General features: G+C 72.6%; 20 protein-coding genes. 9 read left to right on the top strand and 11 right to left on the bottom strand.

What is annotated here, in order from left to right; all coding sequences use genetic code 11:
• Positions 1-4: 4 nt before the first annotated feature.
• Positions 5-2,542 (bottom strand): NACHT domain-containing protein, encoded by a 2,538-nt coding sequence (locus ABD292_RS03910; protein ID WP_344205240.1) that lies wholly within the window; start codon positions 2,540-2,542, stop codon positions 5-7.
• Positions 2,543-2,703: 161 nt separating this feature from the next.
• Here ABD292_RS03910 and ABD292_RS03905 point away from each other — a divergent pair, with 161 nt between their 5' ends.
• Positions 2,704-4,326 carry an alpha/beta hydrolase gene (locus ABD292_RS03905; RefSeq protein WP_344205239.1) on the top strand — a complete coding sequence of 541 codons (1,623 nt, stop codon included), beginning with the start codon at positions 2,704-2,706 and terminating at the stop codon, positions 4,324-4,326.
• Between the two features lie 72 nt (positions 4,327-4,398).
• Positions 4,399-5,241, top strand: coding sequence for a GNAT family N-acetyltransferase (locus ABD292_RS03900; protein ID WP_329592622.1), 843 nt, complete (start codon positions 4,399-4,401; stop codon positions 5,239-5,241).
• Positions 5,242-5,245: 4 nt separating this feature from the next.
• Here the strand turns inward: ABD292_RS03900 and ABD292_RS03895 are convergent, their stop codons facing one another.
• From ABD292_RS03895 to ABD292_RS03880, 4 genes are all read right to left on the bottom strand, one after another.
• Positions 5,246-5,623 (bottom strand): DUF3037 domain-containing protein, encoded by a 378-nt coding sequence (locus ABD292_RS03895; RefSeq protein ID WP_329583563.1) that lies wholly within the window; start codon positions 5,621-5,623, stop codon positions 5,246-5,248.
• On the bottom strand, positions 5,620-6,429 hold the full coding sequence (locus ABD292_RS03890; protein WP_344205237.1) for a HipA family kinase: 810 nt from the start codon (positions 6,427-6,429) through the stop codon (positions 5,620-5,622). Before ABD292_RS03890 ends, ABD292_RS03895 begins: the two co-directional genes overlap by 4 nt.
• 114 nt (positions 6,430-6,543) lie before the next feature.
• Positions 6,544-7,416, bottom strand: a complete 873-nt coding sequence (locus tag ABD292_RS03885) for a TIGR03619 family F420-dependent LLM class oxidoreductase (protein ID WP_344205236.1) — start codon at positions 7,414-7,416, stop codon at positions 6,544-6,546.
• Positions 7,417-7,430: 14 nt separating this feature from the next.
• Positions 7,431-8,678 carry an LLM class flavin-dependent oxidoreductase gene (locus ABD292_RS03880; RefSeq protein WP_344205235.1) on the bottom strand — a complete coding sequence of 416 codons (1,248 nt, stop codon included), beginning with the start codon at positions 8,676-8,678 and terminating at the stop codon, positions 7,431-7,433.
• Between the two features lie 88 nt (positions 8,679-8,766).
• Here ABD292_RS03880 and ABD292_RS03875 point away from each other — a divergent pair, with 88 nt between their 5' ends.
• The 3 genes from ABD292_RS03875 (at position 8,767) to ABD292_RS03865 (ending at position 13,272) form a co-directional block, all read left to right on the top strand.
• Complete coding sequence (locus ABD292_RS03875; RefSeq protein ID WP_344205234.1) at positions 8,767-9,594, top strand: LLM class F420-dependent oxidoreductase; 828 nt, start codon at positions 8,767-8,769, stop codon at positions 9,592-9,594.
• 18 nt (positions 9,595-9,612) lie between these two features.
• A complete protein-coding gene (locus tag ABD292_RS03870) occupies positions 9,613-11,061 on the top strand; it encodes a serine/threonine-protein kinase (protein WP_344205233.1) in 1,449 nt (482 codons plus the stop codon).
• A 108-nt stretch (positions 11,062-11,169) separates the two neighbouring features.
• Complete coding sequence (locus tag ABD292_RS03865) at positions 11,170-13,272, top strand: protein kinase domain-containing protein (RefSeq protein ID WP_344205232.1); 2,103 nt, start codon at positions 11,170-11,172, stop codon at positions 13,270-13,272.
• Between the two features lie 17 nt (positions 13,273-13,289).
• Here the strand turns inward: ABD292_RS03865 and ABD292_RS03860 are convergent, their stop codons facing one another.
• Complete coding sequence (locus ABD292_RS03860; RefSeq protein WP_329583547.1) at positions 13,290-13,820, bottom strand: TetR/AcrR family transcriptional regulator; 531 nt, start codon at positions 13,818-13,820, stop codon at positions 13,290-13,292.
• 99 nt (positions 13,821-13,919) lie between these two features.
• Here ABD292_RS03860 and ABD292_RS03855 point away from each other — a divergent pair, with 99 nt between their 5' ends.
• Positions 13,920-16,142 (top strand): MMPL family transporter, encoded by a 2,223-nt coding sequence (locus ABD292_RS03855; protein WP_344205229.1) that lies wholly within the window; start codon positions 13,920-13,922, stop codon positions 16,140-16,142.
• Positions 16,143-16,145: 3 nt separating this feature from the next.
• Here the strand turns inward: ABD292_RS03855 and ABD292_RS03850 are convergent, their stop codons facing one another.
• The 4 genes from ABD292_RS03850 to ABD292_RS03835 are packed head-to-tail and all read right to left on the bottom strand — an operon-like array spanning position 16,146 to position 18,754.
• The gene (locus ABD292_RS03850; protein WP_344205227.1) at positions 16,146-16,487 is read right to left on the bottom strand and encodes a hypothetical protein; all 342 of its coding nucleotides are present in this window, start codon (positions 16,485-16,487) and stop codon (positions 16,146-16,148) included.
• A gap of 12 nt (positions 16,488-16,499) precedes the next feature.
• On the bottom strand, positions 16,500-17,132 hold the full coding sequence (locus tag ABD292_RS03845; RefSeq protein WP_344205225.1) for an ArsR/SmtB family transcription factor: 633 nt from the start codon (positions 17,130-17,132) through the stop codon (positions 16,500-16,502).
• The gene (locus ABD292_RS03840; protein WP_344205224.1) at positions 17,132-17,626 is read right to left on the bottom strand and encodes a cupin domain-containing protein; all 495 of its coding nucleotides are present in this window, start codon (positions 17,624-17,626) and stop codon (positions 17,132-17,134) included. Before ABD292_RS03840 ends, ABD292_RS03845 begins: the two co-directional genes overlap by 1 nt.
• A 39-nt stretch (positions 17,627-17,665) precedes the next feature.
• A complete protein-coding gene (locus tag ABD292_RS03835; RefSeq protein ID WP_344205223.1) occupies positions 17,666-18,754 on the bottom strand; it encodes an alcohol dehydrogenase catalytic domain-containing protein in 1,089 nt (362 codons plus the stop codon).
• Positions 18,755-18,881: 127 nt separating this feature from the next.
• Here ABD292_RS03835 and ABD292_RS03830 point away from each other — a divergent pair, with 127 nt between their 5' ends.
• Genes ABD292_RS03830 through ABD292_RS03820 form a run of 3 tightly spaced genes read left to right on the top strand, consistent with a single transcriptional unit; the run spans position 18,882 to position 23,481 of the window.
• On the top strand, positions 18,882-20,138 hold the full coding sequence (locus tag ABD292_RS03830; protein WP_344205222.1) for an ABC transporter substrate-binding protein: 1,257 nt from the start codon (positions 18,882-18,884) through the stop codon (positions 20,136-20,138).
• Positions 20,135-22,738, top strand: a complete 2,604-nt coding sequence (locus tag ABD292_RS03825; RefSeq protein ID WP_344205221.1) for an ABC transporter permease subunit — start codon at positions 20,135-20,137, stop codon at positions 22,736-22,738. Before ABD292_RS03830 ends, ABD292_RS03825 begins: the two co-directional genes overlap by 4 nt.
• Positions 22,739-22,740: 2 nt before the next feature.
• Positions 22,741-23,481 carry an ABC transporter ATP-binding protein gene (locus ABD292_RS03820; RefSeq protein ID WP_344205220.1) on the top strand — a complete coding sequence of 247 codons (741 nt, stop codon included), beginning with the start codon at positions 22,741-22,743 and terminating at the stop codon, positions 23,479-23,481.
• Here ABD292_RS03820 and ABD292_RS03815 read toward each other — a convergent pair.
• Complete coding sequence (locus ABD292_RS03815; RefSeq protein WP_344205218.1) at positions 23,469-24,212, bottom strand: dienelactone hydrolase family protein; 744 nt, start codon at positions 24,210-24,212, stop codon at positions 23,469-23,471. The two genes, ABD292_RS03820 and ABD292_RS03815, sit on opposite strands and share 13 nt — an antisense overlap.
• Positions 24,213-24,277: the final 65 nt, after the last annotated feature.

Genomic DNA, 24,277 nt, shown 5'->3' with positions numbered 1-24,277 from the left:
CGATTCAGATCATCCGCGGGTACATCGTCAGCGGGCCGGGCCCCGGGTCCGGCCGCGTACCCTCTTGGCCGCTGGTGGCTGGTGCCAGCCGTAGCACGATGTCCCCGCCCTTCGCCTGCGGCATGCTGGAGACAACCTGCACCTGCGCCTCCCACTCCTCGGCCGTGCACTGCGACTGCCACAAGTGGAAGTAGCGCTTCCACTCAGTGTGGACGTCCTCATGACCGGGGAGCACTTGACTGGCCATGACCTGATCCGCAGTGCTTACAGCAAGCACAACGAGGTTGGCCGAGTAGTACGCGTACCGCTCGGCGGGGCTTGCGACACGGGGGCAGTACGCGGCGATGTCGACGTCCGGTTGGGTGTTCAGCCGCTGCAGGAGCTGTCGCACCAGTTCGTGCCATCGTTCGGTCTCGCCGCTCATCGTGGCCAGCTCGCGCAGAAAGGAAACAACAGGTGCGCGGGAGGACAAGGTGGCCCACGACAGAAGCTGGCGGAGAAGGGTGTCGGGCGGGTCCTCGAGCAGGGTGCCGCGTGGCGCGGACACCATCTCGGTCAGCAACGATCTGACGAGGCGAGCGATGAGGAACTCGCCGAACGTGGCGTGCAGGAACTCATAGGCGCGCACCTCGTCGGCATCTCGGGCGGCTCTGGCCTCGTACAGGAAGAAGAACCTTCTGAAGGTCTCCTCCCCGGAGGTCAGGGGCGTGGAGAAGCTGGGCTCACGCGGCCGCTTCCGCCACACCGCGGCCAGATCATCGGTCACCTGCCTGGAGGTGGCCCACTGGCTGCGCCGGTTGGCCATGGAGAAGGCCGCGAAGCCCAGCCGCTGTAGTTCCAGCTCCGCCCGGTGCTGCAGGTTGTCGCCCGGACGGGAGTCCTTCTTCAGCTCTCGTTCGACGAAGCTCAACAGCAGCCGCTCGTAGAGTTCCGCTTGGCCGAAACTGGGGGCGGTCTTGCTCAGTGCGTTGTCGTCGGCGTCGTAGAGAGCCAGCATCAGCAGCAACAGGGGCTGCTCGGCGAGATGCCGGTGGGCCAGCACCAGGCTCAGGTCCAGGGGTTCGATTCCCTGCTGGGTGAAATAGGAGGCGTTGTTCTTGTTCCATACATTGAGCCAACGGGCGATCTGGTCATCGTCGAACGGCTCAAGGCGGGTGACCACGGTCCCGGCAGGAGGGTTCGTGAAGTGAAAGACAGCGGTGCGAGAGGTGACGATCACCGCGACCGCGCGGCCCATCGATGCTTCCCGCTTCTGGAACTGCGCGACCTTGCTGAGGTAATCGGACTGCCGGACGCCGGTGGCCTGGAGCAGTTCGTCGAAGCCGTCCAGGATCACCACCGGCAGTGCGGGCTCCACCGTCCTGGCCAAGGACGGCCATAACACGTCCTCGCCGGTTGCGTGCTGGATCGCCTTCTCGATCTGCTCCTGGACGCTGTCGTGCGCGCGGACCTCGCGCAAGGGCACGCGGATGGGGAAGAACGCGCTGGGCAGACGGGCGGCCAGGATCTTGGTGAGCACCGACTTTCCCGCGCCTGGTTGCCCCAGCACGATCAGCGGCATGCGTCCTGCTGCCGAGCGCGTCAGGCAGGCGGTGAGGAAGCTTGGCAGGTCGTCGAGCACCTTCTTCTCTTTCCACCACGACTCCAGGCTGGGATTGTCGGGGGCGGACCGCACCTCACCTGCGCGGAAGCGCTGTGGCAGGTAAGCCTCCTCCAAAGTCGGCAGCCGCATGCGAACGGAAACATCGACCGTTCCCGTCACCGGATGCGCCAACGTGTCCTGCTGCGCCCGTCTCAGCGCTTCGAGCTGCGCGGGAAGAACATGCCCTGCGGTGATGCCCACCAGCACTCGTTCGAGGCTGGCCAGACCCGTTCGCGTCGCCTGGTGCTCCTGCATATGCGCCCATAAGGCGAACTCCGGGACATCACACGCCAGTCGCCGATAGCCGTCCTCGTAACGCGCGACGGCGAGGCGGGGGAGCCCGTTCCTCAGGATGGCCCCGATGCGTTCCTCTTCGTGCGAGGCCAGGAGATCCCAGCCGGCAACGCCCCGCAGGACGCTGAGGACGCCTTGCGCCAGCTGGCCGTAATATTTCTCTACGTCTGCCTTGACGTCCTCGAAAGGGCGTTGCGGCGAAGGGCAGGGAGGTTCGTCCAGGCCGCCGAGAACGATGTCGATGTTCTCTCGGACAGCGGTGGCTCGGCTCTGGTCCGCCGGGCGCGCCTGCTGCTTGGCGAGCAACAGGTCCTCTTTGCTGAACGGCAGCCGCAAATCGTCCACGGCCTCGAAGAACGACGTGAACACCAGGATCCTGTAGGCAGCCTCGATGAGTTCGGTACGGCTGCGCCAACCCGCGCCGGAGCGCCAATCGCGCCATCGTCCCAGCAAGTCGTTGCCGACCTTAATCAGCTCGTTCTTGGCCTCGATCAAGTCCCAAAGGCCGAGTGTCCCGAGTCCGAGCAGCGTGTCCAGCTTTTTGATGGCTGGGTCCGTGCCGCCCAGCAGACGCAGGGCGTCGCCATATCGGTACTCACGGTTCATGCCGGGATTATCGGACGGGGATCACGGTCGCGTCCGCGTTTTCCATGCGATCACTTGTTGTCATGTGTTGATTACGGATTGGCAAGGATCTTCCTATACGTACAGTGATACCGCGCTCACTCCGCAAGCATCTGCAGGACCTAATAACAGGAGGGGGCCGGGTGAAGAGGGTACTTGGGATGGTCGCCGGGATGGCGGTCCTGGTCGCGCTGGTCGCGAGCGTGGAGCAGCCGGCGATGGCCGGGAACACCGCCATGGGGACGACGCGGGTGGCGCCCGCGGTCTGGAGCGCGTGTCCCCGGGTGGCGGGCAAGGCGGCCGACGCCGCGCTGGAGTGCGCCACCGTTCAGGTGCCGCTCGACTACAGCCGGCCCACGGGCAGGTCGATCACGGTGGCGATCAACCGGATCAAGGCCAGGACGACGCGGAGCGCCGACCGCCTGGGGGCGCTGCTGATCAACCCGGGCGGGCCGGGGGCGTCCGGGCGGGCGCTGACCGAGTACGTCGCCGCCGGGCTGCCGGCCGGCGTGCGCGAGCGCTACGACATCATCGGCTTCGACCCGCGCGGCGTCGGCGGCAGCGAGCCGGCGGTGCACTGCGTGGACCCTGAGGTCTTCTACCAGGCGCCGCGCCAGGACGCCGTGCCGCACAGCGTGGCCGACGAGCAGCGGCTGCTGGCGAGGGCCGCCGAGTACGCCCGCAGCTGCGGCGAGCGTTACTCCTGGCTGCTGCCGCACCTCACCACCGAGAACGCGGCCAGGGACCTCGACCAGATCCGCGCCGCCCTCGGCGAGGCCAAGATCAGCTATCTGGGCTTCTCGTACGGCAGCTACCTCGGCGCCGTCTACGCCACGCTGTTCCCCAAGCGGGTCAAGCGGCTGGTCCTGGACAGCAACGTGGACCCGACCGCCGTCTGGTACCGCTCCAACCTGGCCCAGGACCACTCCTTCGAACGCCGCCACCGCCAGTTCCTCACCTGGACCGCCGAGCACAACGACGTCTACAAGCTGGGCCGTACGCTCAAGCAGACGCAGTTCGCCTACTACGCGATGCGTGACCGGCTGCGCACCCGGCCGGCGGGCGGCCTGCTCGGGCCGAGCGAGCTGGACGACACCTTCACCCTGGCCGGCTACAGCGACCGGCTCTGGCCGCAGTTCGCGCAGGCGTGGTCCGACTACGTCCGGCAGGGGGACACGAAGGGGCTGATCGACCTCTACGACAAACACGGCAAGAACGACGTCGACGACGAGAACGGCTACGCCGTCTACCTCGGCGTCCAGTGCCGCGACGCGCAATGGCCGCGCCAGTGGTCCAAGTGGCGGACCGACATGACCGAGGCGCACCGCACCGCGCCCTTCCTGACCTGGCCGAACGCGTGGTTCAACGCCCCGTGCGCCTTCTGGCCGGTGTCCGGCGGCACCCCGGTGGACGTGCGCGGCTCGGCGAAGCTGCCGCCGGTCCTCATGCTGCAGGCGCGCGACGACGCCCCGACCCCGTACGAGGGGGCGCTGCGGATGCGGCGGCTCTTCCCGACCGCGAGGATGGTCGTGGACCAGGGCGGCAACCACGGGGTGGCGCTGTCCGGCAACCGGTGCGTGGACCGGCATCTGGCCGCCTACCTGCGTGACGGCACGCTGCCGCGACGCGACGCGACGTGCGCCGCGCTGCCCGCGCCGCGCCCCGCCGAGCGGATGGCGGCCCACCGCGCCACGGCCTCGACGTCGTCCGGCGCGGGGGGACTTCTGGGCGTTCTCGGCCTGCTGGGGCTGCCGTCACTGAAATGACGTCAAGAATGGGTCACTGTGGGCAGCGCCGGATGAGCTAATCGGTGACCCTTCGCGTAGTCTGACCATGTGATGCTGCGTACCTCGGCGTCGCGCGTGCTGGACGACAGCGACCGGGACGAAGTCCTCGCCCTGCTGGACACCGATCCGGTCGCCAACGTCTTCGTCTCCTCCCGGGTGCGGGCCGTCGGACTCAATCCGGCGCGGCTCGGCGGGCAGATGTGGGGGTTCGGGCCGCGCGGAGCCCTCGTCTCGCTCTGTTACGCCGGAGCCAACATGGTGCCGGTCAACGCCGGGCCCGAGGCGGTCCACGCGTTCGCCGACCGCGCCCGCAGGCAGGGGCGGCGCTGCTCGTCCATCGTCGGCCCGGTCGACGCCGTGTCGTTGCTGTGGGAGCGGCTGGAGCCGCACTGGGGCCGGGCGCGGGCGATCCGCTGGGCGCAGCCGGTCATGGCGATCTCGCGCAAGCCGTCGGTGCCCGTGGATCCGTGGGTGCGCCGGGTGCGGCCCGAGGAGTTCGACATCCTGCTGCCGGCGTGCGTGGCCATGTTCACCGAGGAGGTCGGCGTCTCGCCCAACCTGGGCGACGGCGGCGCGCTCTACCGTACGCGGGTCGCCGAGCTGATCAGGATCGGCCGCTCCTACGCGCGCATCGAGGACGGCCGGGTCGTCTTCAAGGCGGAGGTCGGGGCCGTCACGCCGCAGGCGTGCCAGATCCAGGGCGTGTGGGTGGACCCGGAGCTGCGCGGGCGCGGGCACGCCGTTGCCGGGATGGCGGCGGTCGTGGAGGCCGCCAGGGAGTGCTTCGCCCCCGTGGTCAGCCTCTACGTCAACGACTACAACCGCTCGGCCCGCGCGGTCTACAAGAAGGTGGGCTTCACCGAGGTCGACACCTTCATGTCGGTCCTCTTCTGAGTCTCTAGACGCGGACCAGCTTGTCGAACAGGCGGGCCAGCTCGGTGTCCGGGTCGGCGGTGAGTCCCGCGTGCACGGGGCCGGACTGCACGATCGTGCTGCGCGGCGCGGTCAGCCAGCGGAACCTGCCGCCCAGCGGCTCGGCCGCGAGCGGGCCGGGACGCTCGCCGCAGGCCAGCTCGTACGCGGTGAGCGCCCGCCGCACCGCGTCCACGTCCGCCGACGGGTCGAGCGCCCGCAGCCGGGCCGCGTCCAGCTCGACGCGTGCGCACAGGTAGCCGCGCGGCTGGCAGTAGAGCAGCACGCCCACGTTGATCTGCTCGCCCCGCTCGACCTTGGGGATGACGCGGATCACCGCGTACTCGTAGACGTCCCTGCTCATCGGCCGCCTCCCCGCCAGAACTCGCCGACCGAACCCGGCCCGGAACGCTGCTCCCGCCGCTCGCCGCGCACCAGCCACCCGCCCGGCCCGTGGGCGCGGGCCAGCAGGTGCTCGACGTACGCCGCCCGCACCGCAGCCGGCCCGTCGAAGCCCGGCTCGCCGGCCAGCCACTCGTCGGGCACCAGCGCGGTCACGGTCTCCAGCAGCTCGCGGGTGATCCTATCGGCCAGGTGGGCGCCGGCGGCGGTGACGTCGCCGGCGTAGGGGGCCAGCACGTGGTCGGCGGCGTCGAACGGCCGCTGCGGGTCGGCGGTCGGCCAGTTGTGGTGGAACCACAGGGACGCGCCGTGGTCGATCAGCCAGGTGTCGCGGTGCCAGATGAGCAGGTTGGGGTTGCGCCAGCTCCGGTCGATGTTGTGGATGAGACCGTCGAACCACACCACCCGCGCCGCGAACACCGGGTCGGCCGCCCACGCCAGCGGCTCGAACCCGAGCGCGCCCGGCAGGAAGTCGACCGCCAGGTTGAGCCCCGCGCTGGCCTTGAGGAGGTCCTGGACCTCCTCGTCGGGCTCGCGGGCGCCGAGCTGCGGATCGATGTCGATGAGCTTGAGCTCGGGGGTGCGCAGCCCCAGCCTGCGGGCCAGCTCGCCGGCGATGATCTCGGCGACCAGGACGCGGCGGCCCTGCCCCGCCTCGCGGAACTTGACGACGTAGGTGCCCAGGTCGTCGGCCTCGACGACGCCGGGCAGCGAGCCGCCCTCCCGCAGCGGGGTGACGTAACGGGTGGCTGCGATCCTATCCAGCACGACACGAGGCTATCGCCCATCGGAGGTACTTTCGTCCCGCGGGCGTCACGGCCTCCCGCCCCGGCCGGGCGCGGGCGAGGAGGTCTGACCCGGCCAGGGAGGGGAGCGGCCGGGTCAGAGCTTGGCGATGACCTCCTCGGCGAAGCGCTCCATGGTCGCGAGCTTGAGCTCCAGCGTGCCCTCGCCGTGCCTGGCCTTCTCCTCCGGCGTGGCGAGCCACCAGGGGGCGGACAGCGTGCCGGTCACGCCCTTGGCGGCGTAGCGGCGGTAGGTCGCGGCGTCGGGCAGCTCGGCCAGGGGCGCGATGATCTCGAACGGCTCGCCGTCCCTGCCGTGCTCGGCCAGCAGCCGGCGCAGGGTGGCGAGCACCGGGTCGAGCTCGTCCTCGGTGTAGATGCGGTTGCCGATCCAGCCGTCGCCGAGCCGGGCGGCGCGGCGCAGGGCGGCCTCGCTGTCGCCGCCGACGTACACCGGGATCGGCCCGGCCGGGGTCGGCGAGATCGACAGCTCGGGCAGGCCGTCGAGCGTGACCTGCTCGCCCGCCCACAGCGCCCGCAGCACCGGCAGCATGGCGTCCAGACGCCGGCCGCGCGTGTGGAAGTCCTGCCCGGTGCCGACGAACTCCTCCTTGCACCAGCCCACCCCGACCCCGAACGTCACCCGGTCGCCCGACAGCACCGCCGCCGTGGAGACCTGCTTGGCCACGGTGAACAGGTCGCGGGCGGGCGCGATGTAGACGTTGGGCGAGAAGCGCAGCGTGGTGGTGACCGCCGCCATCGCCCCGATCGTCACCCACACGTCCGGCCAGTGCGTGGCCGCGTCCCAGCGGGGCCGCCCCGAGCGTGAGTAGGGGTAGGGCGTGTCGAAGTCGGCGTAGAAGAGGTGGTCGGAGAGCGTCAGCGTGTCGAACCCGCAGCGCTCGGCGGCCCGTGCCAGCTCGGTGAACTGGCCGGTGTCGACGAAGGAGGCGGCCAGCCAGATCTTCATCGCGGCTCCCTCGCTCATCGGAATTCCGGGGCGACCTTGGTGGCGAACAGTTCGAGGTTGCGCTTGACCGTGTCGAGCGGCAGCACGCCCTGCTGGCCCTGCATGTAGAGGCCGAACCACTCCAGGTCGGGCATCCGGTCGAGCATGCGCTGGATGCCGCGCTTGACGTCGTCAGGGGTGCCGAACAGCGCCATCTCGACGTCCTTCATGCGGTTGGCGTCGCCCTTCTCCGGCGAGATGGGCTTGTGCTTCTCGTCCTCCTTCTTGCGCAGCACCTCCAGGTAGCCGAAGGGGCCGAAGAAGGCGGCGAAGTCCTTGGGGATGCTGCGGCCGAAGGTGTTGATGGCCTGCTCGGTGGTGTCCGCGATGCCGACGATCTTGAGGATGCCGGTGTGCTCGCCCAGCTTGTAGTCGCGGCCCTGGCGGGCGGACTCCTCCTGGTAGAGCTTGGCCTTGGCGGCGTGGTCGTCGGGGTTGGGGGTGAACATCCACGGCAGGATGTTCTCCTGGGCCGCCCTGATGACCGACCGGTCGGAGATGGTGAACGGCTGCCACAGCTCCGGGTGGGGGTTCTGGTAGGGCCGGGGGCAGACGGAGACGGAGACGACCTTGCCGTCCTCGTCCAGCTCGCCGGGCGCGCCGAAGGTCTTCGTCCACTCCTGGGCGGGCCAGCCCTCGATGCCCTCGTACGGGTAGGGCACCTGGTAGTCCAGCACGTCCGACTTGTAGCGGATCGTCTCCTGGGTCCACGCCATCTTCATGATCTTCAGCACCTCACCGAAGACGTCGAAGTTGCGCGTGTCGGAGGCCGAGCCGTCGGAGCGGGCGGCGGCGGCGTGCCAGCGCTGGCCGAGCACGTTCATCCAGCGGTTCTGGTAGCCGCGGGCCACGCCCAGCCGCAGCCGGCCCTTGCTGAACTGGTCGAGCAGCGCCACGTCCTCGGCCGCCCTGATCGGGTCCCAGGCGGGCAGCACCAGGCCGAGCGGGGCGAGCAGGATGCGTTCCGTGCGGGCGGCGAGGTCGGTGAGGAACATCAGCGGATTGACCGAGAACTCCATGCCCTCGGAGTGGAAGTGGTGCTCGGTCATCATCAGCGCGTCGAACCCGAGCTGGTCGGCCAGCACCGCTATCTCCCGCACCTCGTGCAGCAGATTCTGGTACGACTCCGTGTCCCGCCCGATGGGGCGCTTGGCCTTGGCGTTCTCCTCGGCCGCGTATCCGGAGCCTGGAATCTGCGGGTTCAGGAAGATGGAAAACTTCACCGGGGACCTCTTTCCGCGGAGTGTTCCTACGCAAGGTACTCTGGAAATCTTAGCCGAGCAATCGCTTGGTTAACTACGAGGAGGGCCCATGAGGCTGGGCGTCACCATGTTCGCCACGGATCTCGCCATGCCGATCGACGAGCTGGCCAGAGCGGCCGAGGAGCGCGGGTTCTCCTCTCTCTACGTGCCCGAACACACCCACATCCCCGTCTCCCGCCGCACCCCCTACCCCGGCGCGGCCGGCGGCGAGCTGCCCGAGGAGTACCGGCGCACCCTCGACCCGCTCGTGGCCCTCTCCTTCGCCGCCGCCGCCACCCGTACGATCGAGGTCGGCACCGGCATCCTGCTCGCCGCCCAGCGCGACCCCATCGTCACCGCCAAGGCCATCGCCTCGCTCGACCACCTGTCCGGCGGGCGGGTGACGGTCGGGGTCGGGTTCGGCTGGAACGTCGAGGAGATCGAGAACCACGGCGTCCCGTACGCCGAGCGCCGCGACCTCGCCCGCCGGCACGTCCTCGCCATGCAGGCGCTCTGGCGCGACGAGGCCGCCTCCTTCGACGGCCTGCTGGACGGGGTCGAGCCGGCCTGGTCCTGGCCCAAGCCGCGCCGCCGCCCGCCGGTCTACCTCGGGGGCGCGGCCGGGCCGAAGCTCTTCGCCCACGTCGCCGAGTACGCCGACGGCTGGATGCCCATCGGCGGCAAGGGCGTCAAGGCCGCGCTGCCCGCGCTCCGCGAGGCGTGCGAGCGGGCCGGGCGCCCGCCGGCCCGCGTCATCCCGTTCGGCACCCTGCCCACCGCCGAGAAGCTCGACCACTACGCCGCGCTCGGCGTCGAGGAGGTCGTGGCCGGCCTGCCGAGCGGCCCCGCCGACGACGTGCTGCCGGTCCTCGACCATTACGCCCAACTGATCGCGTAGACGGCATAATGCCGGAGCATGTCCGAGTTACGTCCCGACGACCCGCGCCATCTGGGGTCCTACCGGTTGTCGCGACGGCTCGGGCAGGGCGGGCAGGGAGTCGTCTACCTCGGCCACTCGCCGCAGGGCGCGCAGGTCGCGGTCAAGCTGCTGCACGCCGGGCTCTCCGCCGACCCCGCCGTACGGCGGCGCTTCCTCGGCGAGGTCGAGGCCGTCCGGCGGGTGGCCGCGTTCTGCACCGCCCAGCTCCTCGACGCCGACCTCGAAGGCGACCGCCCCTACCTGGTCAGCGAGTACGTCGAGGGACCGTCGCTGCGCGAGCACGTCGCGGCCAGGGGGCCGGCGCTCGGCGGCTCGCTGGAACGGCTGGCCATCGGCACCGCCACCGCGCTCGGCGCCATCCACCGGGCCGGGGTCGTGCACCGGGACTTCAAGCCCGGCAACGTGCTGCTCGGCCTGGACGGGCCCCGCGTCATCGACTTCGGCATCTCGCGCCTGGTGGGCACCACGGTCACCACCGGGATCTCGCCCGTCGGGACCCCCGCGTATCTGCCGCCCGAGCGGATCAACGGCGAGGGCGCCGGGCCGCCGGCCGACCTGTGGGCGTGGGCGCTGACGGTGGCGTACACGGCGAGCGGACGGCACGCGTACACGGGGGAGACCTATCAGGAGGTGCTGGCGAGGATCCTGTTCGGCAAGCCCGACCTGGGGCCGCTCGCCGGGCGGCTGCGGGAGATCGTCGAGGCGTGCCTGGCGCGGGAGCCCGGTGACCGGCCGGACGCGGAGGAGGTGCTGCGGCGGCTGCTGGGGCAGGACGGGGCGGGCGGGGATGTCCTGACCTCGGGCGCGATGGCCGCCATCACCCCGCGCTCCGTCCCCGTCACCTCGGGCTCCGTCCCCGCTACTTCGGGCTCCGTCCCGGCCGCCTCGGGCTCCGCCACCATCGCCCCGCTTTCTGTCACCACCCCGGACGCGGCCCTCGCCGACCCGGTCCAGACCACCGCCTTCCCGGCCGTCACCGGGACCGCCCTCGCTCCCGAGCCCCGGCCGGCGCGGCGGCGGCGGCCCCGGGCGTGGCAGGTGGCCGTCGGGCTGGCCGGGCTGGGGATGGCGGTCGCCGGGGCCTTCTTCTGGCTCCAGGGCGCGCGGGCCCCCGGCCTGGCCGGCACCTGGACAGGATCGGCCGAGCACGCCACGGCCGAGCGGGTGTTCCCGGTGGAGCTGCGTCTCGGCGAGGACGGCTCGGGCACCATGCGCTGGGGCAGCGACCTGCACTGCTCGGGCCGCGTCGGCCGCGAAGGCGACGGCGGGACGGTGTACGCACTCCACGAGGTCGCGGGCGAGGCGTGCTATCCGGGGACGCTGCGGCTGCTGCCCACCGCGTACGCCGACCAGCTCGCCATCAAGGTGACGCGCGAGGGCCAGGAAGAAGTGACGTATTCGGGCACCGTGACGCGCGCTTCCTGACGGGCGAGTATCACGGTCAGGTGGCATTGTCCTGCGCGAGGTTGACTGCGAGCAACCGGTTGCTTCCACTGGTAAGCAGGAACGGGTGGCGGCGAGGGGAGGCACCCGGTGCCAACGGCACAGCCGCTCAGGACGGGGGACCCGGCCCGGCTCGGAGCGTACGAGCTGTCCGGGCGCCTCGGGGAGGGCGGCCAGGGCGTCGTGTTCCTCGGCGCGAGGGACGGCGAGGCGTACGCGGTCAAGCTGCTCCACGGGCCGGTGGGCGACGAGCGGGCGGCGTTCCTGCGCGAGGTCGAGCTGGCCAAGCACGTGGCGAGGTTCTGCACGGCGCAGGTGATCGACGCCGGGTTCGACGAGGGCCGGGCGTACATCGTCAGCGAGTACGTGGACGGGCCGTCCCTGGCCCGCGAGGTCGCGCTGACCGGGCCGCGGCGCGGCGGCGCGCTGGAGCGGCTGGCGGTCGGCACGGCGACCGCGATCACCGCGATCCACCGGGCGGGCATCGTCCACCGCGACTTCAAGCCCCAGAACGTGCTGCTCGGGTCCGACGGGCCGCGCGTGATCGACTTCGGGCTCGCCCGCGCCCTCGACGCGGCGGCGACGGTGAGCGGCAGGGGGGTGGGGACGCCGGCGTACATGGCGCCGGAGCAGATCACCGCGTCGGCCGTCACCGGGAAGGCGGACGTGTTCTCGTGGGCCGCGACCATGTGCTTCGCCGCCAACGCGACGGCCCCGTTCGGGCAGGACTCGGTGGCGCCGGTCCTGCACCGCATCCTCACCGCTCCGCCCGAGCTGGGCCGGCTGGAGGGGCGGCTGCGGGCGCTGGTGGAGGCGTGCCTGGAGAAGGACGCCAGGAACCGGCCGGGGAGCAGGGAGCTGCTGTTCGAGCTGCTGGGGGAGTCGTCGGCGGCGGCACTGCCCTCCGAGGTCCTCGCCACCCCGCCCCCGCACATCCTCCGCGCCCCGCCCCCGCCGGACCCGCCTGCCCAGGCCCTGGTTCCCGAGCAGCGGTTGCCGGTCGCCGAGCCCGAGGCCACCGGCACCCCGGGCGGCTACGTTCTCCCCGGAGGAGACGACCCCAGTGAGCCCGCCTCCCCGGGCGCCGCGGCCTCCTCGGCTTCACCCGCTCCCACGTCCCCGGCCGCCGGGCGAGGCGGGGCGGGGACGGGGCCGCCCAGGAGGGGCGGGCCGGGGGTGGGGGCGCCCGGAGGTGGCCGGCTGCGGGTCGCCGGGGATCCTGCCAGGAGGACGGGATGGTTGCGGGCGGCGCTCGCCGTCTCCGTGGCCCTGCTGGTGACCGCGACCGTGCTGCTCGCCGTCCTCGTCCCCACCATCGGCAGGAACGGCCAGGCCGCGCAGGTGGCCGGTCCGGTGGCAGGGACCCGGCCCGTGACGTCCGGGCCCCGCACCACGAAGCCGCCGTCCACCGCCGGCCCGCCCCGCCAGGGCCAGCGGAACCAGCCCGCCGACCGCACCCAGCCCCGGCCGGGTACGAACCCCGCAACCAACCCCGCCACCCTCCCGGGCACCGCCGGGCCGCCCCCGGTGACCGTCCCGGCGCTGACCGGGCTGGACCGGGCCGCGGCGGTCAAGGCCATCAAGCGGGCAGGTCTCGTCCCCGGCGCGGTGACCCAGGCCGACTCGCCGGAGAAGATCGGCAAGGTGCTGTCCAGCGAGCCCGCCGCCGGCGCGCGGGCGGTCAAGGGCGCGGCGGTCGCGCTCCGGGTGTCGGCGGGGGTCCCCGTCCCGTCCGTGGCCGGGCAGCAGCGCGAGGCCGCCCTGTCGGCCCTGGCCGCCGCGGGCCTCAAGGCGGGCGCGGTCACCCGTATGTGCTCAGCCAAGCCGGACGACAGCGTCATCGCCGCGCGACCCGAGCCGGGCACGCGCGTCGCGGGGGGCACGGCGGTGGCGCTGACCGTGTCCAGGGAGGGCGTGAGCGTCCCCTCGGTGGTCGGCCGGTCCCGCGCGGACGCCCGCGCCGCGCTCCGGGCCGCCGGCCTCGCCGTACGGGCGCGAGGTCAGGTGGTCGACAACGCGTCACAGGTGGGCCTGGTCATCGCCCAGAGCCTCCAGGCGGGCACGTGCGCTGGTTCCGGCGCCGCCGTCGTCCTCACCGTCGGCCTGCAGCGCCAGCCCGCCCCCGAACCCGAGCCCACCGCCACCCCGACGCTCCCGTCCGGCGGCAGCGAGGTCCCCCCGGAATCCTCCTGAGAAGGCTGCGGCGGGGGTCATAAGGTGCGGACCGCCTCCAGGAGGAACGCCTCGACCTCGTCCTCCGGCAGGTCCATCGTCTTGGCCACGCCCCACTGCAGCGCTCCGAGCAGTGCCCAGCAGCGTACGGTCGTCGCCGGGTCCGGGTCCTCTCCGGCCAGCTTGACGAAGATGCCGTCGCGGAAGGTGCGGATCGCCGCCGCCTCCGAGTCGGGCGAGACGGGGGAGACGGCGTCGTCGCCGGCCAGGTCCTCCATGAACAGCCGGATCACCGACCGGTAGCGCACCGCGAACGAGACCAGCGCCGACACGAACGCCTGCCGGTCGGCGTAGTCGTCGCCGAGCAGCGCCAGCATGTCGCCGGCCACCGGCGACAGCAGCTCGGACGCCAGCCGGTCCTTGGGGTGGAAGTGGTAGGCGACGGCGGTCTTGGTGAGGCCGACGGCGGCGGCGATGTCGGCGAGTGAGGTGGCGGCGTAGCCGCGCTCGGCGAACAACTCCCTGGCCGCGGCCAGGATCCGGGTGCGCGTGTCGTCGGCTGTGGTCATCGTCTCATTTCCCTGAGGGGGGCAGCCTGCCGGACTGTTCCGGCCTTATCGTATTTTGTACGACCGTACAGGACGGGCGTCGAGGGTGGGGGCGGAGCGATGACGCGGTTGCTGGGTCGGCTGGGCGGCTGGTGCGCGCGGCACGGCGGGATCGTACTCGCATTATGGGTCGTCGTGGCGGCCGGCCTCATGGGAGCGAACCTCGCCTTCCCCAGCCCCACGAGCAACGACGCGAGCATCCCCGGCACCGACGCGCAGCGTGCCCACGACCTCATGAAGGAGGGCTTCGGGCCCGGCTACGACCAGGGCGGGAGCATCCAGCTCCTGGTGTACTCGCCCGACGGCCCGCTGCTGGAGGACAAGCGCAAGCGGGCCGTCGAGGACGCGATCACGGCCATCCGCCAGGTGCCGCACGTCGACAAGGTGGACACGCCCTTCCGTGTCGGCGGCATCTCCTCGAACCTGCAGATCGGCGTCATCGGCGTCAGGCTCCAGGGCCAGGACCCCAACAAGGTCGCCGAGACGACGCAGACCCTGTCGAAGGCCGCCGACCCCGCGCGGGCCGCCGGGCTGGAGGTCGTCCCCGCCGACAGCTCCAGCCCCGCGGACAAGGAGATCAAGACCGGGCCGAGCGAGATCATCGGCGTGGTGTGCGCGCTGCTGGTGCTGGTGTTCGCGTTCGGGACGCTGGTCGCCGCGCTGGTCCCGATCTTCGCGGCACTGGTCAGCGTGGCCTCGGGGCTCGGCCTGATCGGGCTGCTCGGCTGGGCCGTGGACATGCCCAAGCAGGCCGGCATCATGGCCACGATGATCGGGCTCGGCGTCGGCATCGACTACGCGCTGTTCCTGCTCTCGCGCCACCGCCGGCTGCTCGCCCAGGGCGTGCCGGTGGTCGAGTCGGTACGCCGCACGGTCGCCAGCTCGGGCGGCGCGGTCGTCTTCGCCGGCGGCACCGTGATCATCGCGCTGAGCGCGCTGCTGCTGGCCGGGTTCCCGCTGCTGGCCACGCTCGGCTGGGTCACCGGCATCTCCGTCGTCGCCGCCGTGCTGACCTCCATCACGCTCGTCCCGGCCCTGCTCGGGCTGCTCGGCCACCGCGTCAACGCGCTCAAGGTGCCCGGCCTGCGCACCGGCGGCTCCGGGGGCGGCGGCTGGGCCGGGCTCGGCTCGTGGGTGGCGCGCCGGCCGTGGCGGGTGCTGCTCGCCAGCGTGGTCGTGCTGGGCGCGCTGGCCGCCCCGGCGCTCGCGCTCAAGCTCGGCTCGCTCGACGAGGGGTACGGCACCCAGGGCTCGGACTCGCGGCGCGCGTACGAGCTGATGGCCACGGCCTTCGGCCCCGGCTCCAACGGCCCGCTCATCGTGGTCGCCGAGCTGCCGGAGAAGGTGAAGGACGCCAAGGACCCGCTGGTCAAGGAGCTCAAGAGCGCGGTCGCGGACGTCGAGGGCGTCGCGCACGTCACCGACCCCAAGGTCAACGACTCGGGCCGCTCGGTGCTGCTCCAGGCGATCCCCGAGTACGCCCCCAGCGACAGCCGGACCGTGGACGTCGTCCACGAGGTCAGGAAGATCGCGTTGCCCGGCGTGGACGTGCACGTCGGCGGCAAGGTCGCGGGGCTCACGGACGCCGGTGACCGCATGGCCGAGCGCACCCCGCTGGTCATCGGCGTGGTGGTGCTGCTCAGCGCGCTGCTGCTGCTGTTCGCCTTCCGGGCTCCGGTGGTCGCGATCAAGGCGGCGGTGATGAACCTGGTCTCGCTCGGGGCCGCGTTCGGGGCGCTGGCGCTGGTGTTCTCGATCGGGCTCGGCAGCGGGCTGGTGGGCATGGACGCGCCGGTCAGCTCGTCGTACCTGCAGACGGTCTTCTTCACCGTGCCGATCGAGAGTTATGTGCCGCTGATGCTGTTCGCGGTGCTGTTCGGGCTGTCGATGGACTACGAGGTGTTCCTGCTGACGGCGGTGCGGCAGTCGTACGCGCGGCACGGGCGCAACGCGCGGGCGGTGGCCGAGGGGCTCGGCTCGACCGGGCGGGTCATCACCTCCGCCGCGCTGATCATGGTGGCCGTCTTCGTGGCGTTCATCGCCTATCCGGACGCGCTGGTCAAGACGTTCGGCGTGGGGCTCGCGGTGGCGATCGCGGTGGACGCCACGATCATCCGCGGCTTCCTGGTGCCCGCCACGATGGTGCTGCTCGGCCGGGCCAACTGGTGGTGCCCGCGCTGGCTGGACCGCATCCTGCCGAACCTGTCGGTGGAGGGTCACGAGGAGGACGAGGAGGAGGCCGCGACGCCGGCCCCCAAGCACCGGCAACCCGCCGGGGTGTAGGCGTCAGTCGGGGTCGTCGGTGTCGCAGGCGGGCACCCAGCCGGTGACGCCGGTGGCCAGGTTGCGGCCGTGGTGCCACAGGGTGCTCGCGAACGGGCCGCAGCGGTAGAGCTCGTGCTCCTCGGAACGGTGCAGGGCGAAGCTCTCGCCGGGCTGGCCGAGGCCGACCTGGCCGGAGCTCGCCGTCGGCTCGCTCCGGATGACGACGTCGGGCACGGCGAAGTCGTAGAGGCGGGCGGCGGAGACCGGGGCCGGGCCGCCCAGGGCGAGAGCCCCGAGCAGACCGGCCGTGGCGGTGCGGGTGGCGCGCAGGCGCGCCTGCCCCTGTCGTGATCGTTTGGTCACTCGCAGTGAATATCACATTCCGCGCCGCCAGCCCAGGTAGCCGCCGTCCAGCGGGCGGGCGTCGAAGCCGTGCTCGCGCAGCACGCGTACGGCCTCGGGCGAGACCACGCAGTACGGTCCGCCGCAGTAGGCCACGATCGAGGCGTCGCGCGGCAGCTCGGCCAGCCGCTCGCGCAGCTCGGCCAGCGGCATCGAGACCGCCCCGGGGACGTGCCCGGCCGCGTAGTCGGCGGCCGGGCGCACGTCGAGGACGAGCGTGGCCGGGTCGGTCAGGCGGCCGGCCAGCTCGCCGGCGGTGACGCCCTCCATCGTGCCGAGCCGGTCGCGTACGGCGTCGCGCAGCCCCGCCAGCCGGTCGTGGGCGAAGCCCTGGAGCTCGCCGAGGAAGCGGGAGACCCGCTCGTCGGCGAGCCGGTAGTAGACCCGGGGGCCGTCCCTCCTGCTGGTCACCAGGTGGGCGGCGCGGAGCTGCTGGAGCTGCGCCGAGGTGTTCTTGAGCGCGACGCCGGCCGCCGCGGCCAGCTCCTCGACCGTGCGCTCGCGCTGGTCGAGCACGTCGAGCAGGCGCAGCCGCACCGGGCTCGCGAGCGCTTTGGAGACGCGGGCGAGCTGCTGGTAGATCGGCTCCTCGGGGAACTCCGGCATCAGACCATGTACTGGTCGTGCCGGAGGTAGAGCTCCGTCCACTCCTCGGGCGTGAGCTCCCGGCCGGTGTTGGCGATGTCGGCCAGCTCCTCGAAGTACGCCTCGCGGGGCGCCCCCGGCGTGAACAGGATCAGCATCGAGGCGGGCACGCCCGACTCGTTGCGGAAGGCGTGGATGCCGCCCTCCGGCACGAACAGGAAGTCGCCGGGGCGGCCCGTGGCCCACGTGTCGCCGTTGAACAGCTTGATCTCGCCGGACAGCACGTAGAACGACTCGGTGATCGTGCGGTGGAAGTGGGGGCTCGGGCCGGACGGGTTGGGGCCCATCTCCCAGCGGTAGAGGCCGAACGCGCCGCCGGTGGAGTCGCCGGTGCCGAGGTAGTGGACCTGGGTGCCGTTCTCGCCCATCCGGAGGTCGGGGGCGAGGTCGCCGGCCCGCAGGACGCCGCCGGTGGTGCCCTTCTCGCCTTCGTAACGGATCGGGGGGTAGGACATTCCGCCTCCTTCTAACGTTCTAAGGAAGCTTAGAATAGCCTAGAACGTGATGACCGTGCGCGCGACGGTCCCCTCCCGTACGTGGGCGACGGCGTCGTTGACCGCGTCGAGCGGGAGGCGTTCGGAGATCAGGCCGTCCAGGTCGAGGCGGCCCCGCCGGTAGAGGCCGGCCAGCGTGGGCAGGTCGCGGTGCGGCGCGGCGTCGCCGCCCTGGGTGCCCATGAGGCGGCGGGAGGCGAACAGCAGCCCGGAGTCCAGCTCCACCGGACGCCCCGCCGGCGGGCTGCCCACCATGACCGTCGTGCCGCCCTGCCTCGTGGCGGCGAACGCCTGCGCCAGCACGCCGGGGACGCCGGTCACGTCGAAGGCGTAGTCGGCGCCGCCGCGTACGAGCTCGCCCACCTGGCGTGGGAGGTCGGCGGCGAGCAGGGTGTGGGTGGCGCCGAAGCGCTCGGCCAGCTTGAGCTTGGGCTCGGCCACGTCCGCCGCGACGATCGTGGTCGCGCCCGCCAGCACCGCGCCCTGGACGACGTTGAGCCCCACGCCGCCGCAGCCCACGACCAGGACCGACGAGCCGGGCTCCACCCGGGCGACGTTGAGCACCGCGCCGACGCCGGTGACGACGCCGCAGGCCAGCAGGGCCAGGGCGGCGAAGTCGGCGGTGCCGTCGACCTTGACGCACATGGTCTCGGCGACGACCGCGTACTCGGCGAAGGAGCCGATGCCGATGAAGCGGCGGGTCTCCCGGCCGTCCAGCCGGACGCGGGGCGCACCGCCCATGATCGCCTGCAGCCGGGCCGGGCCCGAGCACAGGTGGAACCGTCCCGCGCCGCAGTGCCGGCAGCGCCCGCACGGGCCGTTCATGGCGATGACGACGGGGTCGCCGGGCCTGAGCCCCGTGACGCCCGCGCCGACGCTCTCCACCACGCCCGCGCTCTCGTGCCCGAGGATGAACGGCGGCTCGCGCACGACGGGGCTCTTGCCGTCGATGGCCTTGAGGTCGGAGCCGCACACGCCGGACGCCTTGATCCGTACGCGGACCTCGCCGGGGCCGGGGTCGTCGATCTCCACCTCGCGGATCTCCATGGGGGCCTGGAACCCGGTCAGCACGGCCGCGCGCATCAGCATGCGCCTCACGCTAACCGGGCCGAGTAGTTCGAGCAAGCGGTTGCTAGGTAGGCCGTTGACACCCTTTCCCGCCGAATTTACGCTCACCCCAAACCAAGCGAGCGCTAGGCCAAATCATGAGGTGACCATGATCGCACGGCGGGGTGTGACGGCGGTGCTCCTACCGGTGCTGCTGGCGGCGGCAGCAGGCTGCGCCGCCCAGCAGAAGGGCGCACCCCGGCAGGAGGGCGGCGCCGCGCCGGGCGTCACCGGCACGACGGTCAAGGTCGGCGGCGTGCTCACCAAGACCAGCGCCAGCGGCTACTCCACCAAGGACGCCGAGATCGGCGCGAAGGCCCGCTTCGAACGGGCCAACGCCGAGGGCGGCGTGCACGGCAGGACGATCGAGTTCATCGGCGCGGAGGACGACGCCCAGGACGCGGCCAAGGGCGACGCCGCCGCCAAGAAGCTCGTGCAGAAGGACCAGGTCTTCGCCCTGGTGCCGGTGCACGCGCCCAACTTCGGCGGCGCGGCCTTCCTGGAGCAGCAGGGCGTGCCGTGGTTCGGCTGGGCCACCGGGCCGCAGTGGTGCGGCACCAGGACCGGCTTCGGCTACAACGGCTGCCTGGCCCCCAAGCAGGGCGACGGCTCCCAGACCTGGTGGGGCCGGCAGATGGCCGAGCTGCTCGGCGGCGCCGAGGGCAAGAGCGTGTACGTCCAGACCAGCGACTCCAGCGGCAGCAAGTACGGCGGCACCACCATCTCCCAGTCCTTCACCGCCGCGGGCTTCGAGCTGGCCGGGGTCGACTCGGGGCTGCCCGCCGCCGCGCCGCCCCCCGACTGGCTCCCGTACGTCAACAAGATCATGACCTCCGACGACGGCGGCCCGCCCGACGTGGTGGTCTCGGTGATCGCCGGCACCAAGTTCAACGTCGGCCTGTACGGCGCGCTCAAACGGGCCGGATACAAGGGCACGCTCACCGACGCCACCAGCTACGACGTCGCCATACTCAAGGACCCGGCCAGCGCCAGGGCGCTCGACGGCGTGATCGCCGCCCCGATGTTCGAGCCCTTCGAGTCCACCGCCCCCGAGATCGCCCGGCTGAAGCAGGACGTCGAGAAGGTCGCCCCCGGCACCCCGCTCACCCAGCACCTGGCTATCGGCTACTGGGCCGCCGACATCTTCCTCGACCTGCTCGGCAAGACCGGCAAGGACCTCACCAGGGAGAGGTTCCTCGACACGGCCAACGGCTCCTACCTGTACGAGAACCCGGGCTTCGGCCGGATCGAGTACCCCAAGGACCACACCGAGCCGAACGGCTGCGGCGCCCTGGTCAAGCTGGAGGGCGGCGCCTTCCAGGTGGCCAAGAGCATGAAGTGCTTCGACAACGTCCCGCTCAAATGATCGTCGGATACGTCCTCAGCGGCCTGGTCACCGGCGGCATCTTCGCGATCATGGGAGCGGGCCTGACGCTCTCCTACGCCGCGACCGGGGTGTTCAACTTCGCCCACGGGGCGCTCGGCTTCCTGGCCGCGCTGCTGTTCCACGAGCTCAACGCCGCCGCCGGGCTGCCCGCCTGGCTCTCGGCGCTGCTCGCGGCCGGGGTGTTCACGCCCGCGCTCGGCTACGTGCTGCACAAGGCCATGTTCAGGGGCCTCGCCAGGGCCGGGGAGACCGCGCAGATCGTCGCCACCATCGGGCTGACGATCGCGCTGCCCGCACTCGGCCTGCTCGTCGTGGACCTGGCCGGGCTGCCGCCCGCCGACGCCACCTCGCTGCCGCGCGGCGTCGGCCCGCACCCGTCCGTGCCCGTCGGCGTGCTGGGGGTCACGCTCGACACCGACCAGCTCATCACGTTCGGCTTCGCCGTGGTCACCGCGATCGGGCTGTGGGCGTTCCTGCGGCACACCCCGTACGGGCTGCGCATGCGCGCCTGCGTGGACCGGCGGGACCTGGCGGCGCTGCGCGGCATCGACCCGGACGCGACCTCCGCGCTGGCCTGGATGCTCGGCTCGGGCCTCGCCGGGCTGGCCGGGGTGCTGGCCGTGGCGGTGCTCGGGCTGGACGCGACCGCGTACACGGTGCTGCTGTTCGCCTCGGCCACGGCGGCGGTGTTCGGGCGGCTGCGCTCGATCCCGTGGACGTTCGCCGCCGGGCTCGCCCTCGGCGTCGTGCAGAACCTGGTCGCCGGGTACACCGGCTTCCTCCAGGAGGTCACCGGGCTGCGCACCGCCGTGCCGGTCATCCTGCTGTTCGCCGGGCTGGTGCTGCTCAACCGCTCGCGCGAGCGGGTCGCGGGCAGCGCCGCCGAGGACGCCCCGCCGCCGGACCACCTGGCCGGGCTGCCGCAGTGGCGCCGCCGCCTGCCGTGGGCGGCCGGGCTGGCCGCGCTGGCCGTCTTCGCGCTCGCCGCGCCCCCGTACTACGTGGGCGTGGCCGCGCAGGGGCTGGTGCTCGCGCTGATCTTCTGCTCGTTCGTCGTGGTCACCGGGATCGGCGGCATGGTGAACCTGGCGCAGGCCGCCTTCGCCGCGATGGCCGCGCTCACCTGCGGCTGGGCGTTCGCCTCCGGGCTGCCGTTCGCCGCCGCGATCGGGCTGGGCGTGCTCGCGGCGGCGGCCGCCGGGCTGCTCGTGGCGCTGCCCGCGCTGCGTCTCGGCGGGCGGGTGCTGACGCTGGCCACGCTCGCCCTCGCGCTCCTCGCCGACCAGGTGCTCTTCCAGGTGGACGCCTTCAGCAACGGCACCATCGGCTGGCCGCTGCCCGCGCTCGGGCTGGGCCTCGCCGACACCTCCGACCCCCGGGTGCTGGTCGCGGTGCTGCTCGTGCTCATCGGCGGCGTCGCGGTGCTGGTGCGCAACCTGGAACGGTCGGCGTCCGGGCGGGCCATCCTCGCCGTGCGCTCGGCCCCGGCCGCCGCCCTCACCTGCGGGCTGTCGCCGACCCGCGCCAAGATCACGCTGTTCGTGCTGGCGTCGGCGATCGCCGGGCTCGGCGGGGTGCTGTACGCGGTCGCGAAGGGCTCGATCACCGCCACCGACCTGCCCGCCTTCTCCGGGTTCGTCTGGCTGGCGATCGTGGTGCTCCAGGGCGTGCGCCGGATCGGCGGCGCGGTGCTCGGCGGGCTCGTCGCGGTCGCCGTGCCCGAGCTGCTGGCCACCTGGGACGTCTCCGCGCACGTCGGGGCGATCCTGTTCGGCCTCGGCGGCATGATCCTGGCCAAACACCCGGACGGCGTGCTCACCCAGCTCGCCGAGCTGCGCCACCGGAAGCCGCCGCCTGCGGAACCGGTCACCGGCCCATCGGTGTCGTCGCCGGTCGAGGGCGCGGTCTTCCGGCTGGAGGGTGTCGCCGCCGGGTACGCCGATTCCCCCGTCCTGCGCGGCGTGGACCTCGCCGTCCGCCCAGGCGAGGTCGTCGCGCTGCTCGGCGCGAACGGCGCCGGCAAGTCCACCGCCTGCGCCGTGGCCGCCGGAGACCTGCCGGTCACCGGCGGCCGGATCCTGCTCGACGGCGTGGACGTCACCTCCTGGCCCGCCCACCGCCGCGCCAGGGCCGGAATCCTGCTGGCCCCCGAGGGGCGCGGCGTCTTCCCCGGCCTCACCGTCGAGGAGAACCTGCGCACCTGGCTGCCCGACCCCCGGCCCGTCTACGAGCGGCTGCCGCGCCTCGCCGAGCGCCGCGACGTGCTCGCCGGCGCCCTCTCCGGCGGCGAGCAGCAGCTCCTCACGCTCGCCCCCGCGCTGGTCCGCCCGCCCCGCGTGCTCATCGCCGACGAGCCGTCGCTCGGGCTCGCGCCGCTGCTCGTCCGGCAGGTCTTCGAAGTCTTCGCCGAGCTGCGCGAGCGCGGGGTGGCGCTGCTGCTGGTCGAGGAGAAGGCTACCGAGGCGCTGGCGCTCGCCGACCGGGTGGCGTTCATGCGGCTCGGCCGGATCACCTGGGCGGGTCCGCGGTCGGAGGTCGACGGCGACCGGCTCACGGCCGCGTACCTGGGGGTGGGCTGACGGTGCTGGCGATCGAGGGGGTGTCGGTGGCGTTCGGCGGGGTCCGGGCGCTGGAGGAGGTGTCGTTCGAGGTGCCCGAGGGTCAGGTGTGCGGGGTGATCGGGCCGAACGGCGCGGGCAAGACCACGCTGTTCGACGTGGTGTCCGGGCTGCGGCGGCCCGACGCGGGCCGGGTCCGGCTGCGCGGGCGCGACCTGACCGGGACGTCGCCGGCCGCGCGGGCCAGGGCGGGGGTGCGCCGCACGTTCCAGCGCACCCAGGTCTTCGGCCGGCTCACCGTGGCGGACAACGTACTGGCCGCGCTGGATTGGCACGGGGGTGGAGGCGGGCTCGTCGCCGACCTCGCCGGCTGGCCGGGACGGCGGCGGCGCGAGCGGGAGCGGCGCGAGCGCGTGGCCGAGGTGCTGGAGCTGTGCGGGCTCGCGCCGCTGCGCGAGGCGTACGCCGCCGCGCTGCCCGTCGGCCGGCGCCGGCTCGTCGAGCTGGCCAGGGCGCTCGCCGACCGGCCCGCGCTGCTGCTGCTCGACGAGCCCACCTCCGGGCTCGACGCCGCCCAGACCGCCCGGCTCGCCGAGGTCGTCCGGGCGCTGGAGACGACCGTGCTGCTGGTCGAGCACGACATGGGCTTCGTCATGGACGTCTGCGACCGCGTCGTGGTGCTCGACCTCGGCCGGGTCATCGCGGCCGGCGCCCCGGCCGCGGTGCGGGAGGACCCGGTGGTCCGCGCCGCCTACCTGGGCTGAGCGTGCCGCTCGGTGAAGGACAGGATCCGCCGCCAGGCGTCCTGGCAGGCGCTCTCCCACTCCTTGTACGAGCGGTCGAAGAACGAGTGCGGTGCGCCCTCGTACACGTGCTCCTCGTACGGGGTGCCGACGCGCTCCAGCGCCGCCTCGTACGCCGCGAACTGCTCCGGCGTGGAGACCGTGTCCGCGCCGCCCCGCAGCAGCAGCACGGGCGCGCCGGGACCGGTCTCCGGCGCCTGAATGGCCCGCAGCGCGCCGTAGAAGCCGATGCCGCCGGCGATCCCGTTGGTGCCCTCGTGGGCCTGCCGCCAGGAGTGCGCGCCGCCCATGCAGAAGCCGACCGTGAAGACCGGGCCGGGCAGCGCGTCGGTGGCGGCGCGCACGTCGGCGCGGATGCCGTCGGCGTCGAGCTGCTTGACGTGCGTCATGAAGTCGAAGTCGTCGCCGCGGTCGCCGATGCCCGCGGTGCGGCCGAAGTAGTCGATCGCGATCGTACGGAAGCCCGCCTCGGCGAAGCGCAGCGCGAGGTCGCGGTAGAACGGGTGCAGCCCGCGCACGTCCGGCATGATCACGACGCTGCGGCCGTTCGGCTCGGCGGGCTCGGCCCTGAAGGCCATGAAGCGGTTGCCGTCGGCCGCGGTCAGCTCGAACTGCTCGTGCGAGGCCACCTCTCCCTGGACGGGCGGAGCGGGCGGCCTGCTGTCGGTGGAATGGCACATGTCCGCCAGCATGCCGCCAAGGATCACGGATATCCACCTGCGGAGGAGTACCGCCCGGCGTGGCGTGGAAGGGTCAC

This window comes from Nonomuraea bangladeshensis (assembly GCF_039529455.1).
GTDB lineage: Bacteria > Actinomycetota > Actinomycetes > Streptosporangiales > Streptosporangiaceae > Nonomuraea > Nonomuraea bangladeshensis.
This window is presented reverse-complemented; position numbering and strand designations above follow the sequence as displayed.

Excerpts from the sequence above, each read along its gene's own strand:
- ABD292_RS03860 (WP_329583547.1), bottom strand. The coding sequence starts at position 13,820 with ATGACCACAGCCGACGACACGCGCACCCGGATCCTGGCCGCGGCCAGG.
- ABD292_RS03840 (WP_344205224.1), bottom strand. The coding sequence starts at position 17,626 with ATGTCCTACCCCCCGATCCGTTACGAAGGCGAGAAGGGCACCACCGGC.
- ABD292_RS03825 (WP_344205221.1), top strand. The coding sequence starts at position 20,135 with ATGATCGTCGGATACGTCCTCAGCGGCCTGGTCACCGGCGGCATCTTC.
- ABD292_RS03815 (WP_344205218.1), bottom strand. The coding sequence starts at position 24,212 with ATGCTGGCGGACATGTGCCATTCCACCGACAGCAGGCCGCCCGCTCCG.
- ABD292_RS03835 (WP_344205223.1), bottom strand. The coding sequence starts at position 18,754 with ATGCTGATGCGCGCGGCCGTGCTGACCGGGTTCCAGGCCCCCATGGAG.
- ABD292_RS03910 (WP_344205240.1), bottom strand. The coding sequence starts at position 2,542 with ATGAACCGTGAGTACCGATATGGCGACGCCCTGCGTCTGCTGGGCGGC.
- ABD292_RS03845 (WP_344205225.1), bottom strand. The coding sequence starts at position 17,132 with ATGCCGGAGTTCCCCGAGGAGCCGATCTACCAGCAGCTCGCCCGCGTC.
- ABD292_RS03875 (WP_344205234.1), top strand. The coding sequence starts at position 8,767 with ATGAGGCTGGGCGTCACCATGTTCGCCACGGATCTCGCCATGCCGATC.
- ABD292_RS03885 (WP_344205236.1), bottom strand. The coding sequence starts at position 7,416 with ATGAAGATCTGGCTGGCCGCCTCCTTCGTCGACACCGGCCAGTTCACC.
- ABD292_RS03895 (WP_329583563.1), bottom strand. The coding sequence starts at position 5,623 with ATGAGCAGGGACGTCTACGAGTACGCGGTGATCCGCGTCATCCCCAAG.
- ABD292_RS03855 (WP_344205229.1), top strand. The coding sequence starts at position 13,920 with ATGACGCGGTTGCTGGGTCGGCTGGGCGGCTGGTGCGCGCGGCACGGC.
- ABD292_RS03900 (WP_329592622.1), top strand. The coding sequence starts at position 4,399 with ATGCTGCGTACCTCGGCGTCGCGCGTGCTGGACGACAGCGACCGGGAC.
- ABD292_RS03830 (WP_344205222.1), top strand. The coding sequence starts at position 18,882 with ATGATCGCACGGCGGGGTGTGACGGCGGTGCTCCTACCGGTGCTGCTG.
- ABD292_RS03870 (WP_344205233.1), top strand. The coding sequence starts at position 9,613 with ATGTCCGAGTTACGTCCCGACGACCCGCGCCATCTGGGGTCCTACCGG.